Genomic DNA, 17,091 nt, shown 5'->3' with positions numbered 1-17,091 from the left:
TGGGAGCTGATGTCACTGGAACTCCAGGAAGACCGTTTCGCCTTCGCCCTGAAGGCGGATGTCGAAACGGTACGTGCCGTGGCCCTCGTCCCCGGCGATCAGCGTGTCGCGGCGCTCCGCGTCCACCCGGGACAGCAGCGGGTCGGCAGCCAGGGCGGCGTCGTCGCCCGGCAGGTAGATCCGGGTGAACAGGTGCACGAGCAGACCGCGGGCGAACACGCACACGCTGAGGTAGGGCGCGTTCCGCCCGCGCGCCCCGGGACGCAGGGTCCGCGCGTACCAGTGGCCGTCGGCGTCGGTCTGGATGCGGCCGAAGCCGGTGAACTCCACGCCGTTGCGGCCCAGGAAGCCGCCGGAGGCGGGGTCGCGCCGCATCGAGCCGTCGGCCGTGGGCACGTTGCCGTCCGGGTCCGGACCCCACACCTCCAGCAGGGCGTCGGGCAGCGGCCGGCCCTCGCCGTCGTACACGTACCCGTGCACGGTGACGGTGTCCGGGTGTCCGAGCGGCGCGATGTCCTCGCCGCCGCGGAAGGGCAGCGCGTAGCCGTAGAACGGGCCGACCGTGTGCGACGGGGTGGGCAGGACGCTCTCCGGGCCGCTGGTGTCGATCTTTGTCATGGGCGGTCAGCGTCCTTCTTCGATCCAGGTGGCGTCCGGGCCGTCGAGCACGATGTCCCAGTGGTAGCCGAGGGAGAACTCGGGCACGGACAGGCTGTGGTCGTACGTCGCGATCAGCCGCTGCCGGGCGGCGTCGTCGGTCACGGACTGGAGGATCGGGTCGTACGGGAACAGCGGGTCGTTCGGGAAGTACATCTGCGTCACGAGCCGCTGGGTGAACGCCGAGCCGAACACCGAGAAGTGGATGTGGGCCGGACGCCAGGCGTTGACGTGGTTGCGCCAGGGATAGGGGCCGGGCTGCACGGTGGTGAAGCGGTAGAAGCCGTCGTCGTCGGAGAGGGTGCGGCCCACGCCGGTGAAGTTCGGGTCCAGCGGGGCGTCGTGCTGCTCGCGCTGGTGGGCGTAGCGGCCGGCCGAGTTGGCCTGCCAGATCTCCACGAGCTGCCCGCGCACGGGCCTGCCGCTGCGGTCGAGGAGGCGGCCGGAGACGGTGATGCGCTCGCCGACCGGCTCGCCGGTGTGCTGCCGGGTCAGGTCGTTGTCGATGCCGGTGAGGTCCCGTTCCCCGAAGGCGGGGGAGGACAGTTCGACCAGCTCCGGGTCCTGGGTGACGTCGATGGCGACCGGCGGCCGCTTGGGGTGGCGGAGCACCGAGGACCGGTAGGGGGCGTAGTCGCGGCGCGGGTGGTGCTCGACGGGCGCGCCGTCGGCGACGCGCTTCTCGTAGGCGGCGTGCTCGGCCGCGATCTCCGCGTCGATGTCGTGCTGGGTGAGAGTCATGGGAGTTCCCGTGGGTGACTGGGGCGGGCGATCAGCTCGCGGACGGCGTGTGCGTGGCCAGGTCGTCCGCGATCACGAGCTTGGCGTCGGTCCTGGCGACGACCTCGTCGACGGTCACACCGGGCGCGGTCTCCACCAGGGTCAGGCCGTTCTCGGTGACGTCGAGGACGGCGAGGTCGGTGATGATCCGGTTCACACACGCCTTGCCGGTCAACGGCAGCGCGCACTCCTGAAGGATCTTCGGCGAGCCGTCCTTCGCCGTGTGGGTCATCACGACGATGACGGTGCGGGCGCCGTGCACGAGGTCCATGGCCCCGCCGATCCCGGTGATCATCTTGCCCGGGACGGCCCAGTTGGCCAGGTCGCCGGCGGCGGAGACCTGCATGGCCCCGAGCACGGCGACGTCGATGTGCCCGCCGCGGATCATCGAGAAGGACAGCGCCGAGTCGAAGAAGGAGGCCCCCGGCAGGACCGTCACGGTCTCCTTGCCGGCATTGATCAGATCGGGGTCGACCTGGTCCTCCGTGGGGTACGGGCCGGTGCCCAGGATGCCGTTCTCGGACTCCAGGGTCACCTCCACGCCCTCGGGGAGGTGGTTCGGGATCAGCGTCGGCAGACCTATCCCGAGGTTGACGTACTGGCCGTCCTCCAGCTCCCGCGCCGCGCGCGCGGCCATCTGTTCACGCGTCCAGGCCATCAGGAACTCACCGTCCGCCGCTCGATCCTCTTGTCCGCCGCCTGTTCCGCCGTCAGCGCGACCACGCGCCGCACGAAGATCCCCGGCAGGTGCACGGCGTCCGGGTCGATCTCGCCGGGCTCCACCAGCTCCTCCACCTCGGCGACGGTGATCCGGCCCGCCATGGCCGCCAGCGGGTTGAAGTTCCGCGCCGACCGCGCGAACACCAGATTGCCGTGCCGGTCGCCCTTCGCGGCCCTGACCAGCGCGAAGTCGGTGCGGATGCCGCGCTCCAGCACGTACTCCGCGCCGTCGAACTCACGGACCTCCTTCGCCGGCGACGCCAGCGCGACTCCGCCGGAGCCGTCGTAGCGCCACGGCAGCCCGCCCTCGGCGACCTGCGTGCCGACGCCCGCCGGCGTGTAGAAGGCCGGGATGCCCGCGCCGCCGGCCCGCAGCCGCTCGGCCAGCGTGCCCTGCGGGATCATCTCCACCTCCAGCTCACCGCCGAGGTACTGCCGCGCGAACTCCTTGTTCGCCCCGATGTAGGACCCGGTCACCCGGGCGATGCGGCCCGCGGCCAGCAGGACGGCCAGTCCCGACTCCATCGCGCCGCAGTTGTTGGAGACGACCGACAGCCCGCCGACCCCGCGCTCGTGGAGCGCCCCGATCAGCACGTTCGGCACACCGCTGAGCCCGAAACCGCCCACCGCGAGCGATGCGCCGTCCGGCACGTCGGCCACCGCCTCACCGGCCGTGGCCACCACCTTGTCCATCCGAGAAGCCCCATCTCTGCGAAAGTAATCAGCGCACTGAGTATTTGAGCGAGGTTTCCCACACGCTGCCATCGGACGCCTGGAGCGTCAAGACCCTGAAAATGCGAGGTAGATCGCCTGGCGAGGCTGACGGCGGGCCTCGCCGGTCCGTTGTATCGTCAGTGCACCAACGAATCTCGCCGCCAGGGGAGCGCACATGGCCGCGGTCGACCTGACCACTCACCCCGGGCATCTGGCCCGGCGGCTACAGCAGGCGCACCACCTGCTGTGGAACACGATGGTCTCCGAGGAGACCACCTCGCCGCAGTTCGCGGTCCTCAACGCGCTCGTCGCCGAACCGGGACTCGACCAGCGCACCGTGGGGGAGCGGGTGGGGCTCGACCGGTCCACCATCGCCGAGGTGATCAGCCGGCTCGACCGCCGCGGACTGCTCGGCAAGGTCCGCGATCCGCAGGACGGCCGCCGCTTCCTGCTGCGCCTGACGGACGAGGGGCTGCGCGTCCACCGCAGGCTGAGCGTGCGGACGGCCCGGATGAACCAGGTCTTCCTCGCCCCGCTGTCCGCCGCGGAGCAGGCCGTGTTCTTCGACCTCGTCCAGCGGGTCGCGGACGCCGCCGAAGGCCTCCGCAACCCGTCCGAACCCGTCAGGGCGTCCCCGTGAACACCACCCACACCGGGCCCTTCGCGAAGTTCACCGGCGTGCCGTCCCCGGCGGTGAAGGCCGTGCCGTCCTCGGCCGCCCCGCGCTTCCACGTCACGTCGTAGGAGCGCCCGTCGCGCAGCACCTCCGCCCGGCCGGAGCCCACCGACTCCACGTACGGCGAGTTGTTGCCGAGGAAGTCGCGGAAGGCGGACTCGCGCACCGTCACGTGCTGGACGACCACCGTCGCCGGCTCCGGACGCCCGCCGCCGGCCGCGGGGGCCGGGTCGCCGTCCATGGCGACCAGCCAGCGGCCGCGCTCCGCCGACCAGGTGAAGGTGAAGCTCGACGCCGGGTGGCGCACCGTGCGCGAGGTCTCGGCCCGCCCGCCCCCGGGGGCCTCGCCGTAGCGGTAACCCGTGGTCAGCGCGGCGGCGCCCGGCGCCGACGGCAGCAGCCGGTCCGGCCGTACGTACAGGTTGTGCGGCGCGGGGCGGGCGTCGTCGCGGACGTAGGCGTCGGGTGCCCGGTCCGGCGGCTCGGGCCGCAGGGGCGCCCGGTCGATCAGCGGGAGCAGCTTGCTCTGCGCGCCGGAGAACGCGAGTGCCGGCCGGTCGAACTGGCGCAGCAGCTCCAGGTCGGACTCCCGGGCGCTGCGCACCGGCCCGACCGATTCCGGCAGCCTGGTGGCGTAGACCGCCATGAGACGGCTCAGTCCGCCCTCCACCGGCTCCACGTAGACGACGTCCGCGGCGTCCAGGCCCCGCTGCGGCCGGGCCGCGGGCGCGTTGTCGACCTTGACGGCGAGGACGGGGCCCGCGGTGTGTGGGCCGCGCGTGTGCGACCGCTCCAGATGCGGCGCCCGGCCGTCGTCCTTCCCCTGCGGCGGCGTCGTGCAGCCCGCCGCCAGCGCGGCCGTCACCGCCGCGGCCAGCAGCACCGGCACCGCGCCGGCCCGCGTCCCGCGCGGCACGGTCCGGTCCCGTCCGTGCGTCCGCCTGTGCGCTCTGTGTCGCATTCCGACCACCCGCCCACCCACTTCGTAACCATGATTGTCCGCTTCTGCGGGCGTTTATGGCCATACCCGACTGAATCTGATAAGGCACCCGGAATCCGCTGTTCGGCCGAACCGGCGGGCGGTTCGGTGGGGGAGCCCCGGGGTACCCGGCCGCGACACAGGACCGAGGCCGCACGGGCGACGGAGGGAGCGCGAGGCGATGAAGGCAGTTGTCTGGCAGGGCAAGCGGGACGTACGGGTCGAGGACGTGCCCGACCCGAAGATCCAGGAGCCGACGGACGCGGTCATCCGCGTCACGTCCAGCGGACTGTGCGGCTCCGACCTGCACCTGTACGAGGTGCTGACACCGTTCATGACACCGGGCGACATCCTCGGCCACGAGCCCATGGGCATCGTGGAGGAGGTCGGCCCCGAAGTGACCAACCTCAGGCCCGGCGACCGGGTCGTGGTGCCGTTCCAGATCGCGTGCGGGCACTGCTACATGTGCGACACCGGGCTGCCGACCCAGTGCGAGACCACCCAGGTCACCGGCGAGGGCATGGGCGCCCCCCTGTTCGGCTACACCCGCCTGTACGGCGCGGTGCCCGGCGGCCAGGCCGAGTACCTGCGCGTGCCGCAGGCCCAGTTCGGGCCCATCAAGGTGCCGGAGGGACCCGCCGACGACCGCTTCGTCTACCTCTCCGACGTCCTGCCGACCGCCTGGCAGGCGGTCCAGTACGCCGCCGTCCCGCAGGGCGGCAGCGTCGCCGTGCTCGGACTCGGCCCCATCGGCGACATGGCCTGCCGGGTCGCGCAGGTCACGGGCGCCGGACGCGTGATCGGCGTCGACCTGGTCCCGGAGCGGCTGGAACGGGCCCGCGCACGGGGCGTGGAGACGTACGACCTGCGGGCCTTCGACAACGAGAAGGAACTGGTCGCCGCCATCCACGACGAGACCGGAGGCCGCGGCCCCGACGCCGTGATCGACGCGGTCGGCACCGAGGCGCACGGCAGCACCGTGGCCAAGCTGGTCCAGCAGTCCGCGGCCGTGCTGCCCCGGGCCATCGGCGGCCCCCTCGCCGAGCGCTTCAGCATCGACCGGCTCGCGGCCCTGTACACCGCCATCGACCTGGTGCGGCGCGGCGGCACCATCTCGCTGAGCGGCGTCTACGGCGGCATGGCCGACCCGATGCCGCTGCTGACCATGTTCGACAAGCAGATCCAGCTGCGCATGGGGCAGGCCAACGTGCGCCGCTGGAGCGACGAGATCATCCCGTACCTCACCGACGAGGACCCGCTCGGCGTCGACGACTTCGCCACCCACCGGGTCCCGCTCACCGAGGCGCCGCACGCGTACGAGATCTTCCAGAAGAAGCAGGACGGCGCGGTCAAGGTCCTGATGAAGCCGTAGGGTCCTCAGGCGCTCAGGGGCCGCCGAGGATCTCCGCGAGGTCGTAGCGGACCGGCTCCTCCAGTTGGGCGTAGGTGCAGCTCTCCGGCGTGCGGTCCGGGCGCCAGCGGCGGAACCGGGCCGTGTGCCGGAAGCGCGCCCCGTTCTCCATGTGGTCGTACGCCACCTCGACGACCCGCTCGGGCCGCAGCGGCACCCAGGACAGGTCCTTCTTGCCCGACCAGCGGCTCGGCGCGCCCGGCAGCCGCGCCGACTCGTGCGCCGCCTCCTCGGCCCACGCCGCCCACGGATGGCCCCGGACGTCGTCCATGCGCAGCGGCTCCAGCTCCTCCACCAGCTCGGCGCGGCGCTTCATGGTGAAGGCCGCGCTCACCCCCACGTGCTGGAGCCGGCCCCGGTCGTCGTAGAGGCCGAGCAGCAGCGAGCCGACCACGGGCCCGCTCTTGTGGAGGCGGTACCCGGCGACGACGACGTCCGCCGTCCGCTCGTGCTTGATCTTGAACATGGCCCGCTCGTCCTGGCGGTAGCGCAGGTCGAGCGGCTTGGCGACGACACCGTCCAGTCCGGCGCCCTCGTACTGCTCGAACCACTGCCGCGCCACCTCGATGTCGTCCGTCGCCGGCGCCACGTGCACGGGCGGCGTGACCCCCGACAGCGCCCGGACCAGCAGCGCCCGCCGGTCGGTGAGCGGCACGTCGAGCAGGGACTCGTCGTCCAGCGCCAGCAGGTCGAAGGCGACCAGCGAGGACGGCGTCCGCTCGGCCAGCGTCCGTACCCGGGAGTCCGCCGGGTGGATCCGCTCGGTCAGCGCGTCGAAGTCGAGATGCCCCTCCCGCGCGATCACGATCTCCCCGTCCAGCACGCACCGCCGGGGCAGCCGCTCCCGCACGGCCTCCACCAGCTCGGGGAAGTACCTGGTCAACGGCTTGCCCGTGCGGCTGCCGAACTCCACCTCGTCCCCGTCGCGGAACACGATCACCCGGAAGCCGTCCCACTTCGCCTCGTACTGCATGCCCGGCGGGATCTTCGCCACGGACTTGGCGAGCATCGGCTTGACGGGCGGCATCACGGGAAGATCCATGCACCGACTCTATGAGCCGTAGATGGTGTCTGCCTGCCGTCGCATGACCAGCTCGGGCCTGACGACGGACGTGGAAGCCCTCCACCCGGCCGTTACCTCTGACGTAATCGACCACGCTCCCCTGCTGCGGCAGCGTGGTGCATGTCGACGAGATCCCGACGGGGGTTCCGGCACCCAAGGCGCAAGGAGCAACCATGCCCATCAAGTCCGCTGACGTCACCGCGAGTTCCGTCACCGACACCACCCGCCACGTCGTCCAGGAGTTCCTCGCCGCCCGGATGGCCGGGGACGTCGAGCGGCTCGTCGCGCTCTTCGCGGACGACGTCGACTGGCTGCTCGCCGAGAACCCCGCCGTCCCGTGGATCCGGCCGCGCTCCACCGGAGCCGAATGCGCCGCCCAGTTCACGGAGCTGGCCGAGCACACGGTGGCCGAGGATGCACGGGCCTCCGTCGACGCGTTCCTCGTCGACGGCACCGACGCCGTCCTGACGGGGTACCTCTCGGGGACCGTGCGCGCGACGGGGAAGTCCTTCGAGGGCCCCTTCGCGCTGCGCCTCACCGTCGAGGAGGGCCGGATCACCCGGCATCACCTCTACGAGAACAGCGTATCGATCGCCGAGGCGTGCACCCCTTCCTGAGTCCCACCCGCAGCTCCATGCGCCGATTCTGCGCGCCCGTCGCACCGAATGCGCGACATGCGAAGTGTGCGAGGTGCGCCTACCGTGGCTCGCATGGCGGAAGCGGTGGAACTGGAGACGGACGGACGGACCGTGCGGCTGTCCAGCCCGGGCAAGGTCTTCTTCCCGGAGCCCGGCTACACCAAGCTGGACGTCGCCCGCTACTACCAGGCGGTCGCCCCCGGCATCCTGCGCGCGCTGCGGGACCGGCCCACCACCCTGGAGCGCTACCCGGACGGCATCACGGGTGAGTGGTTCTACCAGAAACGCGCCCCCAAGGGCATGCCCGACTGGATCCCCACCGCGCACATCACCTTCCCCAGCGGACGCAGCGCCGACGAGATGTGCCCCACCGAAGAGGCCGCGGTCGTGTGGGCCGCGCAGTACGGCACCCTCACCTTCCACCCCTGGCCCGTGCGCCGCGACGACGTCGACCACCCCGACGAACTGCGCATCGACCTCGACCCGCAGCCCGGCACCGACTACGACGACGCGGTCCGGGCCGCCCACGAACTGCGGGCGGTGCTGGCGGAGTTCGGGGGCCTGCGCGGCTGGCCCAAGACGTCCGGCGGGCGCGGCATCCACGTCTTCGTGCCGATCGAACCGCGCTGGACCTTCACCCAGGTGCGCCGCGCCGCCATCGCCGCCGGCCGGGAACTGGAGCGGCGGATGCCCGAGCGGGTCACCACCAAGTGGTGGAAGGAGGAACGCGGCGAGCGCATCTTCGTGGACTACAACCAGACTGCCCGCGACCGCACCATCGCCTCCGCCTACTCCGTGCGCCCCCGCCCGAACGCGCCCGTCTCCGCGCCGCTGACCTGGGACGAGGTGGGCGTCGCGCACCCGCAGGACTTCGACATCACGACCATGCCCGCGCGCTTCGCCGAACTCGGCGACGTGCACGCGGACATGGACGATCACGCCTACTCCCTCGACGCCCTGCTGGAACTGGCGACGAAGGACGAGCACGACCACGGACTCGGCGATCTGCCGTACCCGCCCGAGTATCCGAAGATGCCGGGAGAACCCAGGCGGGTACAGCCGAGCCGCGCGAAGAAGCCCGCTCCCGGCGCGGAGTGAGCTACAGCTCCTTGATCCGGACGTCCCGGTACGAGACGACGTCCGTCGTGCTGTGCACCTGGAGACCGACGTAGCCGGAGGCGAACCGCCGCCCGTCCGTGCCCGGGTCGTCCGAGCGCGCCGGGTAGAAGTCCTGACCGCCGATGTTGTCGAACTCGTTGATCAGCACACCGTTGCGGAAGACCGAGTAGTGCTGGTCCACCACCCGGACCTCGTAGTCGTTCCAGGTGCCCTTCCCGGTGACGCCGGCCCCGGCGAGCCCGACCCGGTCGAAGCCGTAGACCGACCCGGTCTTGTACATGTCGCCGCTCGGGCTGTCGAACACCTGCACCTCGTGCCCGTACTTGATGGCGACCCACTCCGGCCGGGACTCCTCCGGGTGGCCGTGGACCCACGGGAAGCGCACGAACACACCGCCGTTGGCGTTGCCGGTGCCCGGCGCGTCGTCACGCCACTGGAGCTTCAGCGAGAAGTCGCCGTACGTGCGCTCCGGGAACCACAGCATGCCCATGCCCGGCGTGCTGGTGCTCGACGTGATCGACCCGTCGCCGTTCAGCGCGAACGAACCGCCGCCCACCTGCTCCCACTTGGCGAAGGTCTCCTGGGTGCCGTCCATGATCTTGCGGTAGCCGTCGGTCTGGCCGGGCAGCCCGATCTTCGACTGCTTGGCGGCCTTGTTGATCGCCTTGACCTCCCGCTTGTCGACGACGCCCTCGGTCCGCAGCGCGTCCAGGACCTCCCCGACGTGCTTGAGGAAGAGCGCCTGGGACGTCCACTCCTTCTCGTCCTCGATCAGCTCGTTGATCCGGCACCGGTTGTTCGTCACCCGGTTCGGCACCCCCGAGTCGACCGTGCCGACGATCACCGTCAGCCGCTCGTCGTACTCCGGGCACGGCGGCGCCGGCACGCCCCCGCCCGCGACCACCGTGAAGCTCACGCTCAGCGGCTCCGACGTGTTGCCCGCCCGGTCGCTCGCCCGGTACGCCACGGTGTGCGTGCCGGCCCGGTCGACGACCACGGGCGCGGTGTACGCCAGGTAGGGACCCGCGTCGAGCGAGTACTCGACCCCGGCCACCCCCGAGCCGCCCTCGTCGGTGGCGTTGACCGTCACCATGGCGCTGCCGACGTAGGCGCCCGCGGAGTTCTTCGAGCCCTCCACGGTCGCGCCGGTCACCGGCGGGGTGGTGTCCTCGGGGGGAGCGGCGACGACGGTGAACGCGACGCTCTTCTCCGCCGCGACGTTGCCCGCCTTGTCGGTGGCCCGGTAGCGCACCGTGTGCTCACCGGCCTCGTGGACCATCACCGGCGCGGTGTACGCCTGCCAGGCGCCGTCACCGACCGCGTACTCGATGGTGTTGACGCCGGAGCCGGTGTCGGACGCGGTGACCGTCACCGTCGCCATGTCGATGTACGCGCCGTCCGCGTCCTTCTCGCCGGCGACCGTCGCCGAGGTCTCCGGCGCGGTCGTGTCGTCGGTGTCCGGGGCGGCCACGGCGAACGTGACGCTCTTCTCCTCGGCGGCGTTGCCCGCCTTGTCGAACGCCCGGTAGCGCACGGTGTGTTCACCGACCTGGTCGACGACGACCGGAGCGGTGTACGGCTGCCAGGCACCGTCCGCGCCGAGCGCGTACTCGACGCGGTCCACACCGGAACCGCCCTCGTCGGTGGCGGCGATCGTGACGGCCGCGGAACCGACGTACGCGCCGTCGGCGTTCTGCGTGCCCTCCACCTTCGCCGAGGTCGTGGGCGCGGTGGTGTCGTCGCCGCCCCCGCCCTCGGTGACCGTGAGCACACCCGTCATCTGGCCGTGGCCCGGGATCGTGCAGTGGTACATGTAGCGGCCCGGGGTGAGGGTGACCTCGGCGGTGTGCTTGCCGCCCTCGGCGTCGAACGGGTTGGCCAGGATGTTCAGTTGTACGTCGCTGTTGTACTCGGGGTCGCCGGTCATGAACGTCAGCGTGTGCGGCATGCCGGTGGTGTTGCCGGTCGCCTCGCTGTTCTCGAAGACGATCGTCGCCGGACCGGCCACCGCCGTCTCCGGCGCGGACGTGTACTTGGTGATGTCGTCACCCGCGGTCCAGGTGAGGACCTGCTGCTCGGCGGCCCCGGCCGCGGCCCTGGGCTGTCCGGAGGCGGACGTCGCCTGGAGGCCGAGCATCATCAGCAGGCCCGCCAGCAGCGCGGCCCACATTCTTCGTCGGCGTATCACTCGCTCCCCCTCGCCAGCTGTCCGGCGGCCGGCGTCGGCCCGCCGCCCGTGTAGGTGACCCGCCACAGGGCCGACTTGGAGTCCGAGGTGAAGAAGCCGCGGCCGTAGTCGAGGACGTACAGCGCGCCGTCCGGGCCGAACTGCCAGCCCATCAGGTTCTTGATGCCGTCGTTGCCGACCGGCACGATCTTCTTCAGCGACTCCGCGTGCACCGGCAGACCGCCGTCGCCCTGCGTCTTCGGGTCCATCAGCACCGCGTTGCGCGGCTGGTCGGCGTCGTAGAAGTCACCGACGAACCACTTGCCGTCCCAGTACGCCGGCCACTTGGCGGCGCTGGGGTTGGCGGCGTCGTAGCGGTACACCGGGCCGTCCATCGCGGCCTGGCCGCCGCCCTTGAGCCAGGGCAGCCGGTACACGGACTCGCTCTCCTTGTACGACGGGACGCCGTTCGCGTCGCGCGGGAAGTCGGGTCCGCCGCCCTGCGGCGAGTACCAGATGTTGTTGCCGGTCACCGGCGGCAGGTTGACCAGGCCGTCGTTGTTCGGCGACTCGTTCTTCGGGTGGTCGCAGTCGTACCAGCCCAGCGGCTTGGTCGGGTCCGGCAGGTTGCGGTCCCGGTACGGCTGCTTGTTGCCCATGCAGTACGGCCAGCCCCGGTTGCTCGCCTTGGTGATCACGGCGAACGTGTCGTACTTGGCCGGACCCCACGTCGTCGACGGGGCGCCCGCGTCCGGGCCGACCCAGCCCGCGTACAGGGTGTCGGTGGCCTTGTCGACGGAGATGCGCGCCGGGTTGCGGACGCCCATCACATAGATCTCGCCGCGCGTCTTGCCGCCGCCCTCGGCGGTCTCCTTGCCGGTGAAGAGGTTGCCCTCGGGGAGCGTGTACGTCCCGTCCGGCTCCGGGTGGACGCGCAGGATCTTGCCGTTGAGGTTGTTGGTGTTGCCGGCGGTGCGGCGCGCGTCCGCGAAGGACACGCCCTTGAAGTTGGGCTGCGGGTTGTTGCCCGAGTAACCGTCGCTGAACTGGCTGGAGTTGTTGTCACCGGTCGCGATGTACAGGTTGCCCTTGGAGTCCCAGGCCATCCCGCCGCCCGCGTGGCAGCAGCTGTGGATCTGCACCGGCCACTTCAGCAGCACCTTCTCGCTGCCCATGTCCAGCTTGTTGGTGGCCAGGTCGAGCGTGAAGCGGGAGACGCGCCGCTCGGCCATGTGCGTGTCGCGGTTGATCCCCGAGTGCGGGGTGTAGTGCAGATACACCCACCCGTTCTCCGAGAACTTCGGGTCCAGCTCGATGCCGAGCAGGCCCTCCTCGACCTTGACCAGCTCGTCGCCGCCGCCCTTGTTGCCGAAGACGGTCAGCGCGCCGGCGAGGGTGACCTTCTTGGTCTTCGGGTCCCAGACGTGGATCTGGCCCGTGCCCTTGCCGATGTCGGGGTTGTTCCAGTCCGTGATCACGGGCTGGGACGAGTCCGCGCCGCCCCGGCCGATGTAGAACACCCGGCCGTCGGGCGCCGTGACCAGGCCGTGCGGCTCGCCGATCTGGTCGTTCTGGCCGGGCTGGTTCGCCTGGGTGAGGCGCTCGGCCTTGTAGTTGCCGGTGATGGTCGCCTTGCAGTCGGCCTGCACCAGGCGCGTCGTCCACAGCAGGGCGCCGCGCAGATGGTCTCGGAAGTCGGTCTCGTCGTACGACGACACCGTGCCGCCCATGCCGGTGTAGAAGGACCGTCCGCCGTCGTAGTCACGGCACCAGCTGACCGGATGGTCGGCACCGTTGGCGCCCGCGCCGGGCGCGTACGTCGACTCGCGCACCCGGGCCACGGTGTGGACGTCACCGGACGGGTTCTTCTGCCAGTTCAGCCACTCGTCGGGGCGCTTCCACTCCAACGGCAGGTTCTTGGTGGCCGGATGACTCCGGTCACCGACCTCCACGGTGGCGCGCTGGACCTTGGCCGGGGTGCCGGCCGCGGGGCGGGCGCCGACCAGACCGGTGAACCAGTCCGAGTACGGCTCCGCGCGGGCCGCGTCGTGGACGCCGACGAACCCGCCGCCGGCCTCCATGTACGCCTCCAGGCCCGCTTCCTGGTCCGGATCGAGGACGTCGCCGCCCCCGGTCAGGAACACGATCGCGTTGAAGCGGCCGAGTTTCTTCTCGTTGGTGAAGACCGAGGCGTTGTCCGTGGCCTCGATCGTGAAGCGCTGGTTCTCCGGTCCGCTCCGGCCGATCCGCTCGATGGCCGCGATCCCGGCGTTGACCACCGGGGACTCGTCGCCGGCCGCGGCGGAGCCGTAGAAGACCAGCACCCGTACGTTCGCGCCGCCCGGCGGCGACTTGATCGACATCGTTGTCAGGGACGGTTCCGGCACCGGACGGGCGCTGGCGGTGGGGCCGGCCAGCAGTCCCGCGGCGACGAAGGCGGCGGTGGCACACGCCGCCCACCCTCTTCTTCTCGCGCTCGACCCTCTCAAGGGCATGGGCACCTCCTCGGTCACGGCAGCAGCGCCAAGGAAGCTAGACCTCTTTGCGTGGTTCGCCAATAGGTATGACCGGGATCCAACGAACTTTGTCCTGAGTGTGGATAAACGCTGCGGTAGCCGGTACGGTCCCACAGGTTCATCACAGCCAATCAGGTCTGCGTCTTCGCATCTTCCGTATCAGCGTGGGGAGTTCGGCATGGACAGGCGAGGCTTCAACCGACGGGTGCTGCTGGGCGGCGCGGCCGTGGCGACATCGTTGTCCATCGCGCCGGAGACCGCCGGCGCGGCCGCCGAGGCCAATGCCGTCACGGCGAGAACGGCACCGGCCGGGGGCGTGGTCAAGCACATCAGAATGTACGCCGAGAAACTGCCCGACGGGCAGCTGGGCTACGGCTTCGAGAAGGGCAAGGCGTCGATCCCGGGCCCGCTGATCGAGCTGAACGAGGGCGACACGCTGCACATCGAGTTCACCAACTCGACGGACGTGCGGGCCAGTCTGCACGTCCACGGCCTGGACTACGAGATCTCCAGCGACGGCACGGCCATGAACAAGAGCGACGTCGAACCCGGCGGCACCCGCACCTACACCTGGCGCACCCACGCCCCGGGGCGCCGCGCGGACGGCACCTGGCGGGCGGGCAGCGCCGGTTACTGGCACTACCACGACCACGTCGTCGGCACCGAGCACGGCACCGGCGGCATCCGCAAGGGCCTCTACGGCCCGGTGATCGTGCGCCGCAAGGGCGACATCCTGCCGGACGCCACGCACACGATCGTCTTCAACGACATGACCATCAACAACCAGGCCCCGCACACCGGTCCGAACTTCGAGGCCACGGTGGGCGACCGCGTCGAGATCGTCATGATCACGCACGGCGAGTACTACCACACCTTCCACATGCACGGTCACCGCTGGGCCGACAACCGCACCGGCATGCTCACCGGCCCCGACGACCCGACCCAGGTCATCGACAACAAGATCACCGGACCGGCGGACTCCTTCGGCTTCCAGATCATCGCGGGGGAGGGGGTCGGCGCGGGCGCGTGGATGTACCACTGCCACGTCCAGAGCCACTCCGACATGGGCATGGTGGGGCTGTTCCTGGTGAAGAAGACGGACGGCACCATTCCCGGGTACGAACCGCACGAGCACGGCGCGACGGCCGAGGAGGTCCCGGAGCACCACCACTGACGACGGTTCCCGCCCCGGGACCTGCCGCTATCCTGAGCGGCAGCCGCCGAGGAGGAACCCGTGACCGAGACCGCGCCGCGTCCTACGCTGGAGGCCGTGGCCGCGCGGGCCGGGGTCTCCCGGGCCACCGTCTCCCGCGTGGTCAACGGGGCGCACGGCGTCCGGGAAGAACTGGCCGAGCGCGTCCGGCACGCGGTGGACGAGCTCGGCTACGTCCCCAACCAGGCCGCCCGCAGCCTCGTGACGAGGCGCCACGACGCCGTCGCCGTCGTCGCCGCCGAACCGGAGACCCGGGTCTTCACCGACCCGTACTTCGCCCAGCAGCTGCGCGGCATCAGCAAGGAGCTGACCGCCCACGACAGCCAGCTCGTCCTGCTGCTCACCGAGGGCCGCGAGGACCACGCCCGCGTCGGCCGCTACCTGGCCGGCGGGCATGTCGACGGTGCCCTCGTCTTCTCCCTCCACCTCGACGACCCGCTGCCCGGTCTGGTCCGCCGCGCCGGGGTGCCGACGGTGTTCGGCGGCCGGCCCGGCTGGGACGACGGCGACGACGACGTGGTCTACGTCGACAGCGACAACCGCGGCGGTGCCCGCGCGGCCGTGCGTCACCTGGCCGCCCTCGGCCGCACCCGTATCGCGCACATCGCCGGGCCCCTCGACCAGACCTCCGCCGCCGACCGGCTCGCGGGCTTCCGGGACGTCCGGGCGGACGCCGGCCCTGACCTGGTCGCGCACGGGGATTTCACGCCGGGCGGCGGAGAGCGGGCGATGCGCGAGCTGCTGGACCGGTGCCCGGACCTGGACGCCGTGTTCGCGGCCAACGACCTCACCGCGGCGGGCGCCCTGCGGGTGCTGCGCGAGCGGGGGCGGCGGGTGCCGGACGACGTGGCCGTGGCCGGCTTCGACGACATGCTGCCGGTCGCGGAGCAGACCGACCCGCCGCTGACCACGGTCCGTCAGGACATCGAGGGCATGGGCCGCCTGATGGCCCGCCTGCTGCTGCGCGGCCTCGACCGCGGGACGGCGGAGGACGGCGACGGGGACTTCGTGGCCGGCGACGCGAGCTCCGGCGATCCGGCCCACGACGACCCGGGCCACGGCGCGGGAGCCGTGCCGGGCGCCACCTCCGGACTGATCCTGCCGACCACGCTGGTCCGCCGCGCCTCCGCCTGAGCACGCCGGACCGGGTGCGCCGCTCAGCTCTCCCGCGGCGCCGGCCTGAGCACGGCGAACCGGGCGCCGTACGGGTCGGCGAGCCGGGCGAGGCGTCCGACACCCTCGATGTCCGTCGCGGGCATCCGCACCGTGCCGCCCAGCTCCCCGGCCCGCGCGACCGCGGCGTCCGCGTCGGCGACCGCGAAGTACGGCAGCCAGTGGGCGTCCGTCTCCAGCGGGTCGTCGGCGAGCGGCACGACGCCGCCGAACGTGCTCTCCTCGCCCTCCCCTGCCGGGTTCACGCACGTGTAGGTCCCGGCGCCGGGGAACGGCACCGCGGAGGTCTCCAGCCCCAGCACCGCACGGTAGTACGCGGCGGCGGCCGCGATGTCCGGCGTGTACAGCTCGGCCCAGCACAGCGCGCCGGTCTCGCCGGCCACGCCCAGGCCGCTCAGTCGCCCCGGCTGCCAGACGCCGAACGACACGCCGGCCCGGTCGGCGAGGATCGCCATGGTGCCCTGGCCCATCACGTCCATCGGCCGCATCAGCACACCGCCGTGGGCCTGCTCCGAGGCCTCGGCGGTGGCCTCCGCGTCGGGGGTCTGGAAGTACACCGTCCAGGACGGCGGCCCCTGCTCCGGCGTGGTCTGCATGCCCCCGGCCACGATCCGGCCGTCCAGCTCGAAGAAGCCGTAGCCCCCGGCCTCGGGCCCCGCCGACCGGAACCGCCAGCCGAAGAGGCCGCCGTAGAACGACGAGGCGCCGTCGATGTCGGACGTGCCGACGTCGATCCAGTTCGGTGCGCCGGTGACAAAGCGGGTGGTGAGCATCATCGCCCTCCTCGGAAGGGTCCCGTTGCCTGCTCTGCCGAGTCTTCCACCGACCACGGACGTCCGCTCCCGCGCGCCGCCGTGCGCGCCCGCCCTCCCCGGGGGGACCATGGGCGGGCCCGGCCGGGCGGCGTTGATCCCGCGTTGATCGAACGTTTTTCGCCGGCGGGCACGATCCTGCGCATGCACATCGACACCATCGCGACGCCCGACCTCACCTGGCAGCAGGAGGCGTTGTGCGCGCAGACCGGGGCGGACTTCTTCTTCCCCGAGCCCGGAAGCTCCGTGCGGGACGCGAAGCGGATCTGCGCCCTGTGCCCGATCCGCTCGGCCTGCCTGGAGTACGCGCTGACCCACGACGAGCGCTTCGGCGTCTGGGGCGGACTGTCGGAGAAGGAGCGGCAGGCGCTGCGCCGCGGCTCGCACTGAGCCCGGACCGCCGGCCCCACTGCCGCCCCACCGCCGCCACGCCGTGCCGGGCCCGCCGGCGGC

General features: G+C 71.7%; 16 protein-coding genes. 7 read left to right on the top strand and 9 right to left on the bottom strand.

What is annotated here, in order from left to right; all coding sequences use genetic code 11:
- Positions 1–12: 12 nt before the first annotated feature.
- The 4 genes from pcaG to GTW67_RS11220 are packed head-to-tail and all read right to left on the bottom strand — an operon-like array spanning position 13 to position 2,850.
- Positions 13–618 carry a protocatechuate 3,4-dioxygenase subunit alpha gene (pcaG, locus tag GTW67_RS11235; RefSeq protein ID WP_161164658.1) on the bottom strand — a complete coding sequence of 202 codons (606 nt, stop codon included), beginning with the start codon at positions 616–618 and terminating at the stop codon, positions 13–15.
- Positions 619–624: 6 nt separating this feature from the next.
- Entirely contained in the window at positions 625–1,398 is a 774-nt protein-coding gene (pcaH, locus tag GTW67_RS11230) for a protocatechuate 3,4-dioxygenase subunit beta (protein WP_161164657.1), read from the bottom strand.
- 31 nt (positions 1,399–1,429) lie between these two features.
- Positions 1,430–2,095 (bottom strand): CoA transferase subunit B, encoded by a 666-nt coding sequence (locus GTW67_RS11225; RefSeq protein WP_161164656.1) that lies wholly within the window; start codon positions 2,093–2,095, stop codon positions 1,430–1,432.
- On the bottom strand, positions 2,095–2,850 hold the full coding sequence (locus tag GTW67_RS11220) for a CoA transferase subunit A (protein ID WP_161164655.1): 756 nt from the start codon (positions 2,848–2,850) through the stop codon (positions 2,095–2,097). Before GTW67_RS11220 ends, GTW67_RS11225 begins: the two co-directional genes overlap by 1 nt.
- A 196-nt stretch (positions 2,851–3,046) precedes the next feature.
- Between GTW67_RS11220 and GTW67_RS11215 the strand changes: the two genes are divergently transcribed.
- Positions 3,047–3,511 carry a MarR family winged helix-turn-helix transcriptional regulator gene (locus tag GTW67_RS11215; protein WP_161164654.1) on the top strand — a complete coding sequence of 155 codons (465 nt, stop codon included), beginning with the start codon at positions 3,047–3,049 and terminating at the stop codon, positions 3,509–3,511.
- Here GTW67_RS11215 and GTW67_RS11210 read toward each other — a convergent pair.
- The gene (locus GTW67_RS11210) at positions 3,495–4,463 is read right to left on the bottom strand and encodes a DUF3048 domain-containing protein (protein WP_161164653.1); all 969 of its coding nucleotides are present in this window, start codon (positions 4,461–4,463) and stop codon (positions 3,495–3,497) included. The genes GTW67_RS11215 and GTW67_RS11210 overlap by 17 nt on opposite strands.
- A gap of 244 nt (positions 4,464–4,707) precedes the next feature.
- Here GTW67_RS11210 and GTW67_RS11205 point away from each other — a divergent pair, with 244 nt between their 5' ends.
- A complete protein-coding gene (locus tag GTW67_RS11205; RefSeq protein ID WP_161164652.1) occupies positions 4,708–5,898 on the top strand; it encodes a zinc-dependent alcohol dehydrogenase in 1,191 nt (396 codons plus the stop codon).
- A gap of 13 nt (positions 5,899–5,911) precedes the next feature.
- Here the strand turns inward: GTW67_RS11205 and GTW67_RS11200 are convergent, their stop codons facing one another.
- On the bottom strand, positions 5,912–6,979 hold the full coding sequence (locus GTW67_RS11200) for an ATP-dependent DNA ligase (RefSeq protein ID WP_161164651.1): 1,068 nt from the start codon (positions 6,977–6,979) through the stop codon (positions 5,912–5,914).
- Positions 6,980–7,173: 194 nt separating this feature from the next.
- On the opposite strand from GTW67_RS11200, the gene GTW67_RS11195 reads away from it, so the two are divergent.
- Both GTW67_RS11195 and ligD read left to right on the top strand, forming a co-directional pair.
- Positions 7,174–7,617, top strand: coding sequence for a nuclear transport factor 2 family protein (locus GTW67_RS11195; protein ID WP_161164650.1), 444 nt, complete (start codon positions 7,174–7,176; stop codon positions 7,615–7,617).
- A 93-nt stretch (positions 7,618–7,710) separates the two neighbouring features.
- Positions 7,711–8,736 carry a non-homologous end-joining DNA ligase gene (gene ligD, locus GTW67_RS11190; protein ID WP_161164649.1) on the top strand — a complete coding sequence of 342 codons (1,026 nt, stop codon included), beginning with the start codon at positions 7,711–7,713 and terminating at the stop codon, positions 8,734–8,736.
- A gap of 1 nt (position 8,737) precedes the next feature.
- Here the strand turns inward: ligD and GTW67_RS11185 are convergent, their stop codons facing one another.
- Positions 8,738–10,927, bottom strand: a complete 2,190-nt coding sequence (locus tag GTW67_RS11185) for an OmpL47-type beta-barrel domain-containing protein (RefSeq protein WP_161164648.1) — start codon at positions 10,925–10,927, stop codon at positions 8,738–8,740.
- A gap of 14 nt (positions 10,928–10,941) precedes the next feature.
- Positions 10,942–13,419: a ThuA domain-containing protein gene (locus tag GTW67_RS11180; RefSeq protein ID WP_202437095.1), complete on the bottom strand. Its 2,478-nt coding sequence runs from the start codon at positions 13,417–13,419 to the stop codon at positions 10,942–10,944.
- Between the two features lie 199 nt (positions 13,420–13,618).
- On the opposite strand from GTW67_RS11180, the gene GTW67_RS11175 reads away from it, so the two are divergent.
- Both GTW67_RS11175 and GTW67_RS11170 read left to right on the top strand, forming a co-directional pair.
- Positions 13,619–14,614: a multicopper oxidase domain-containing protein gene (locus GTW67_RS11175; protein WP_161164646.1), complete on the top strand. Its 996-nt coding sequence runs from the start codon at positions 13,619–13,621 to the stop codon at positions 14,612–14,614.
- 60 nt (positions 14,615–14,674) lie between these two features.
- Positions 14,675–15,787 carry a substrate-binding domain-containing protein gene (locus tag GTW67_RS11170; RefSeq protein WP_161164645.1) on the top strand — a complete coding sequence of 371 codons (1,113 nt, stop codon included), beginning with the start codon at positions 14,675–14,677 and terminating at the stop codon, positions 15,785–15,787.
- 23 nt (positions 15,788–15,810) lie between these two features.
- On the opposite strand, the gene GTW67_RS11165 is transcribed toward GTW67_RS11170, so the two are convergent.
- Positions 15,811–16,599 (bottom strand): VOC family protein, encoded by a 789-nt coding sequence (locus GTW67_RS11165; RefSeq protein WP_161164659.1) that lies wholly within the window; start codon positions 16,597–16,599, stop codon positions 15,811–15,813.
- A gap of 183 nt (positions 16,600–16,782) precedes the next feature.
- On the opposite strand from GTW67_RS11165, the gene GTW67_RS11160 reads away from it, so the two are divergent.
- Complete coding sequence (locus tag GTW67_RS11160; RefSeq protein ID WP_161166022.1) at positions 16,783–17,028, top strand: WhiB family transcriptional regulator; 246 nt, start codon at positions 16,783–16,785, stop codon at positions 17,026–17,028.
- Positions 17,029–17,091: the final 63 nt, after the last annotated feature.

Origin of the sequence: Streptomyces sp. SID5910 (assembly GCF_009862125.1) — a bacterium.
Lineage (GTDB): Bacteria > Actinomycetota > Actinomycetes > Streptomycetales > Streptomycetaceae > Streptomyces.
This window is presented reverse-complemented; position numbering and strand designations above follow the sequence as displayed.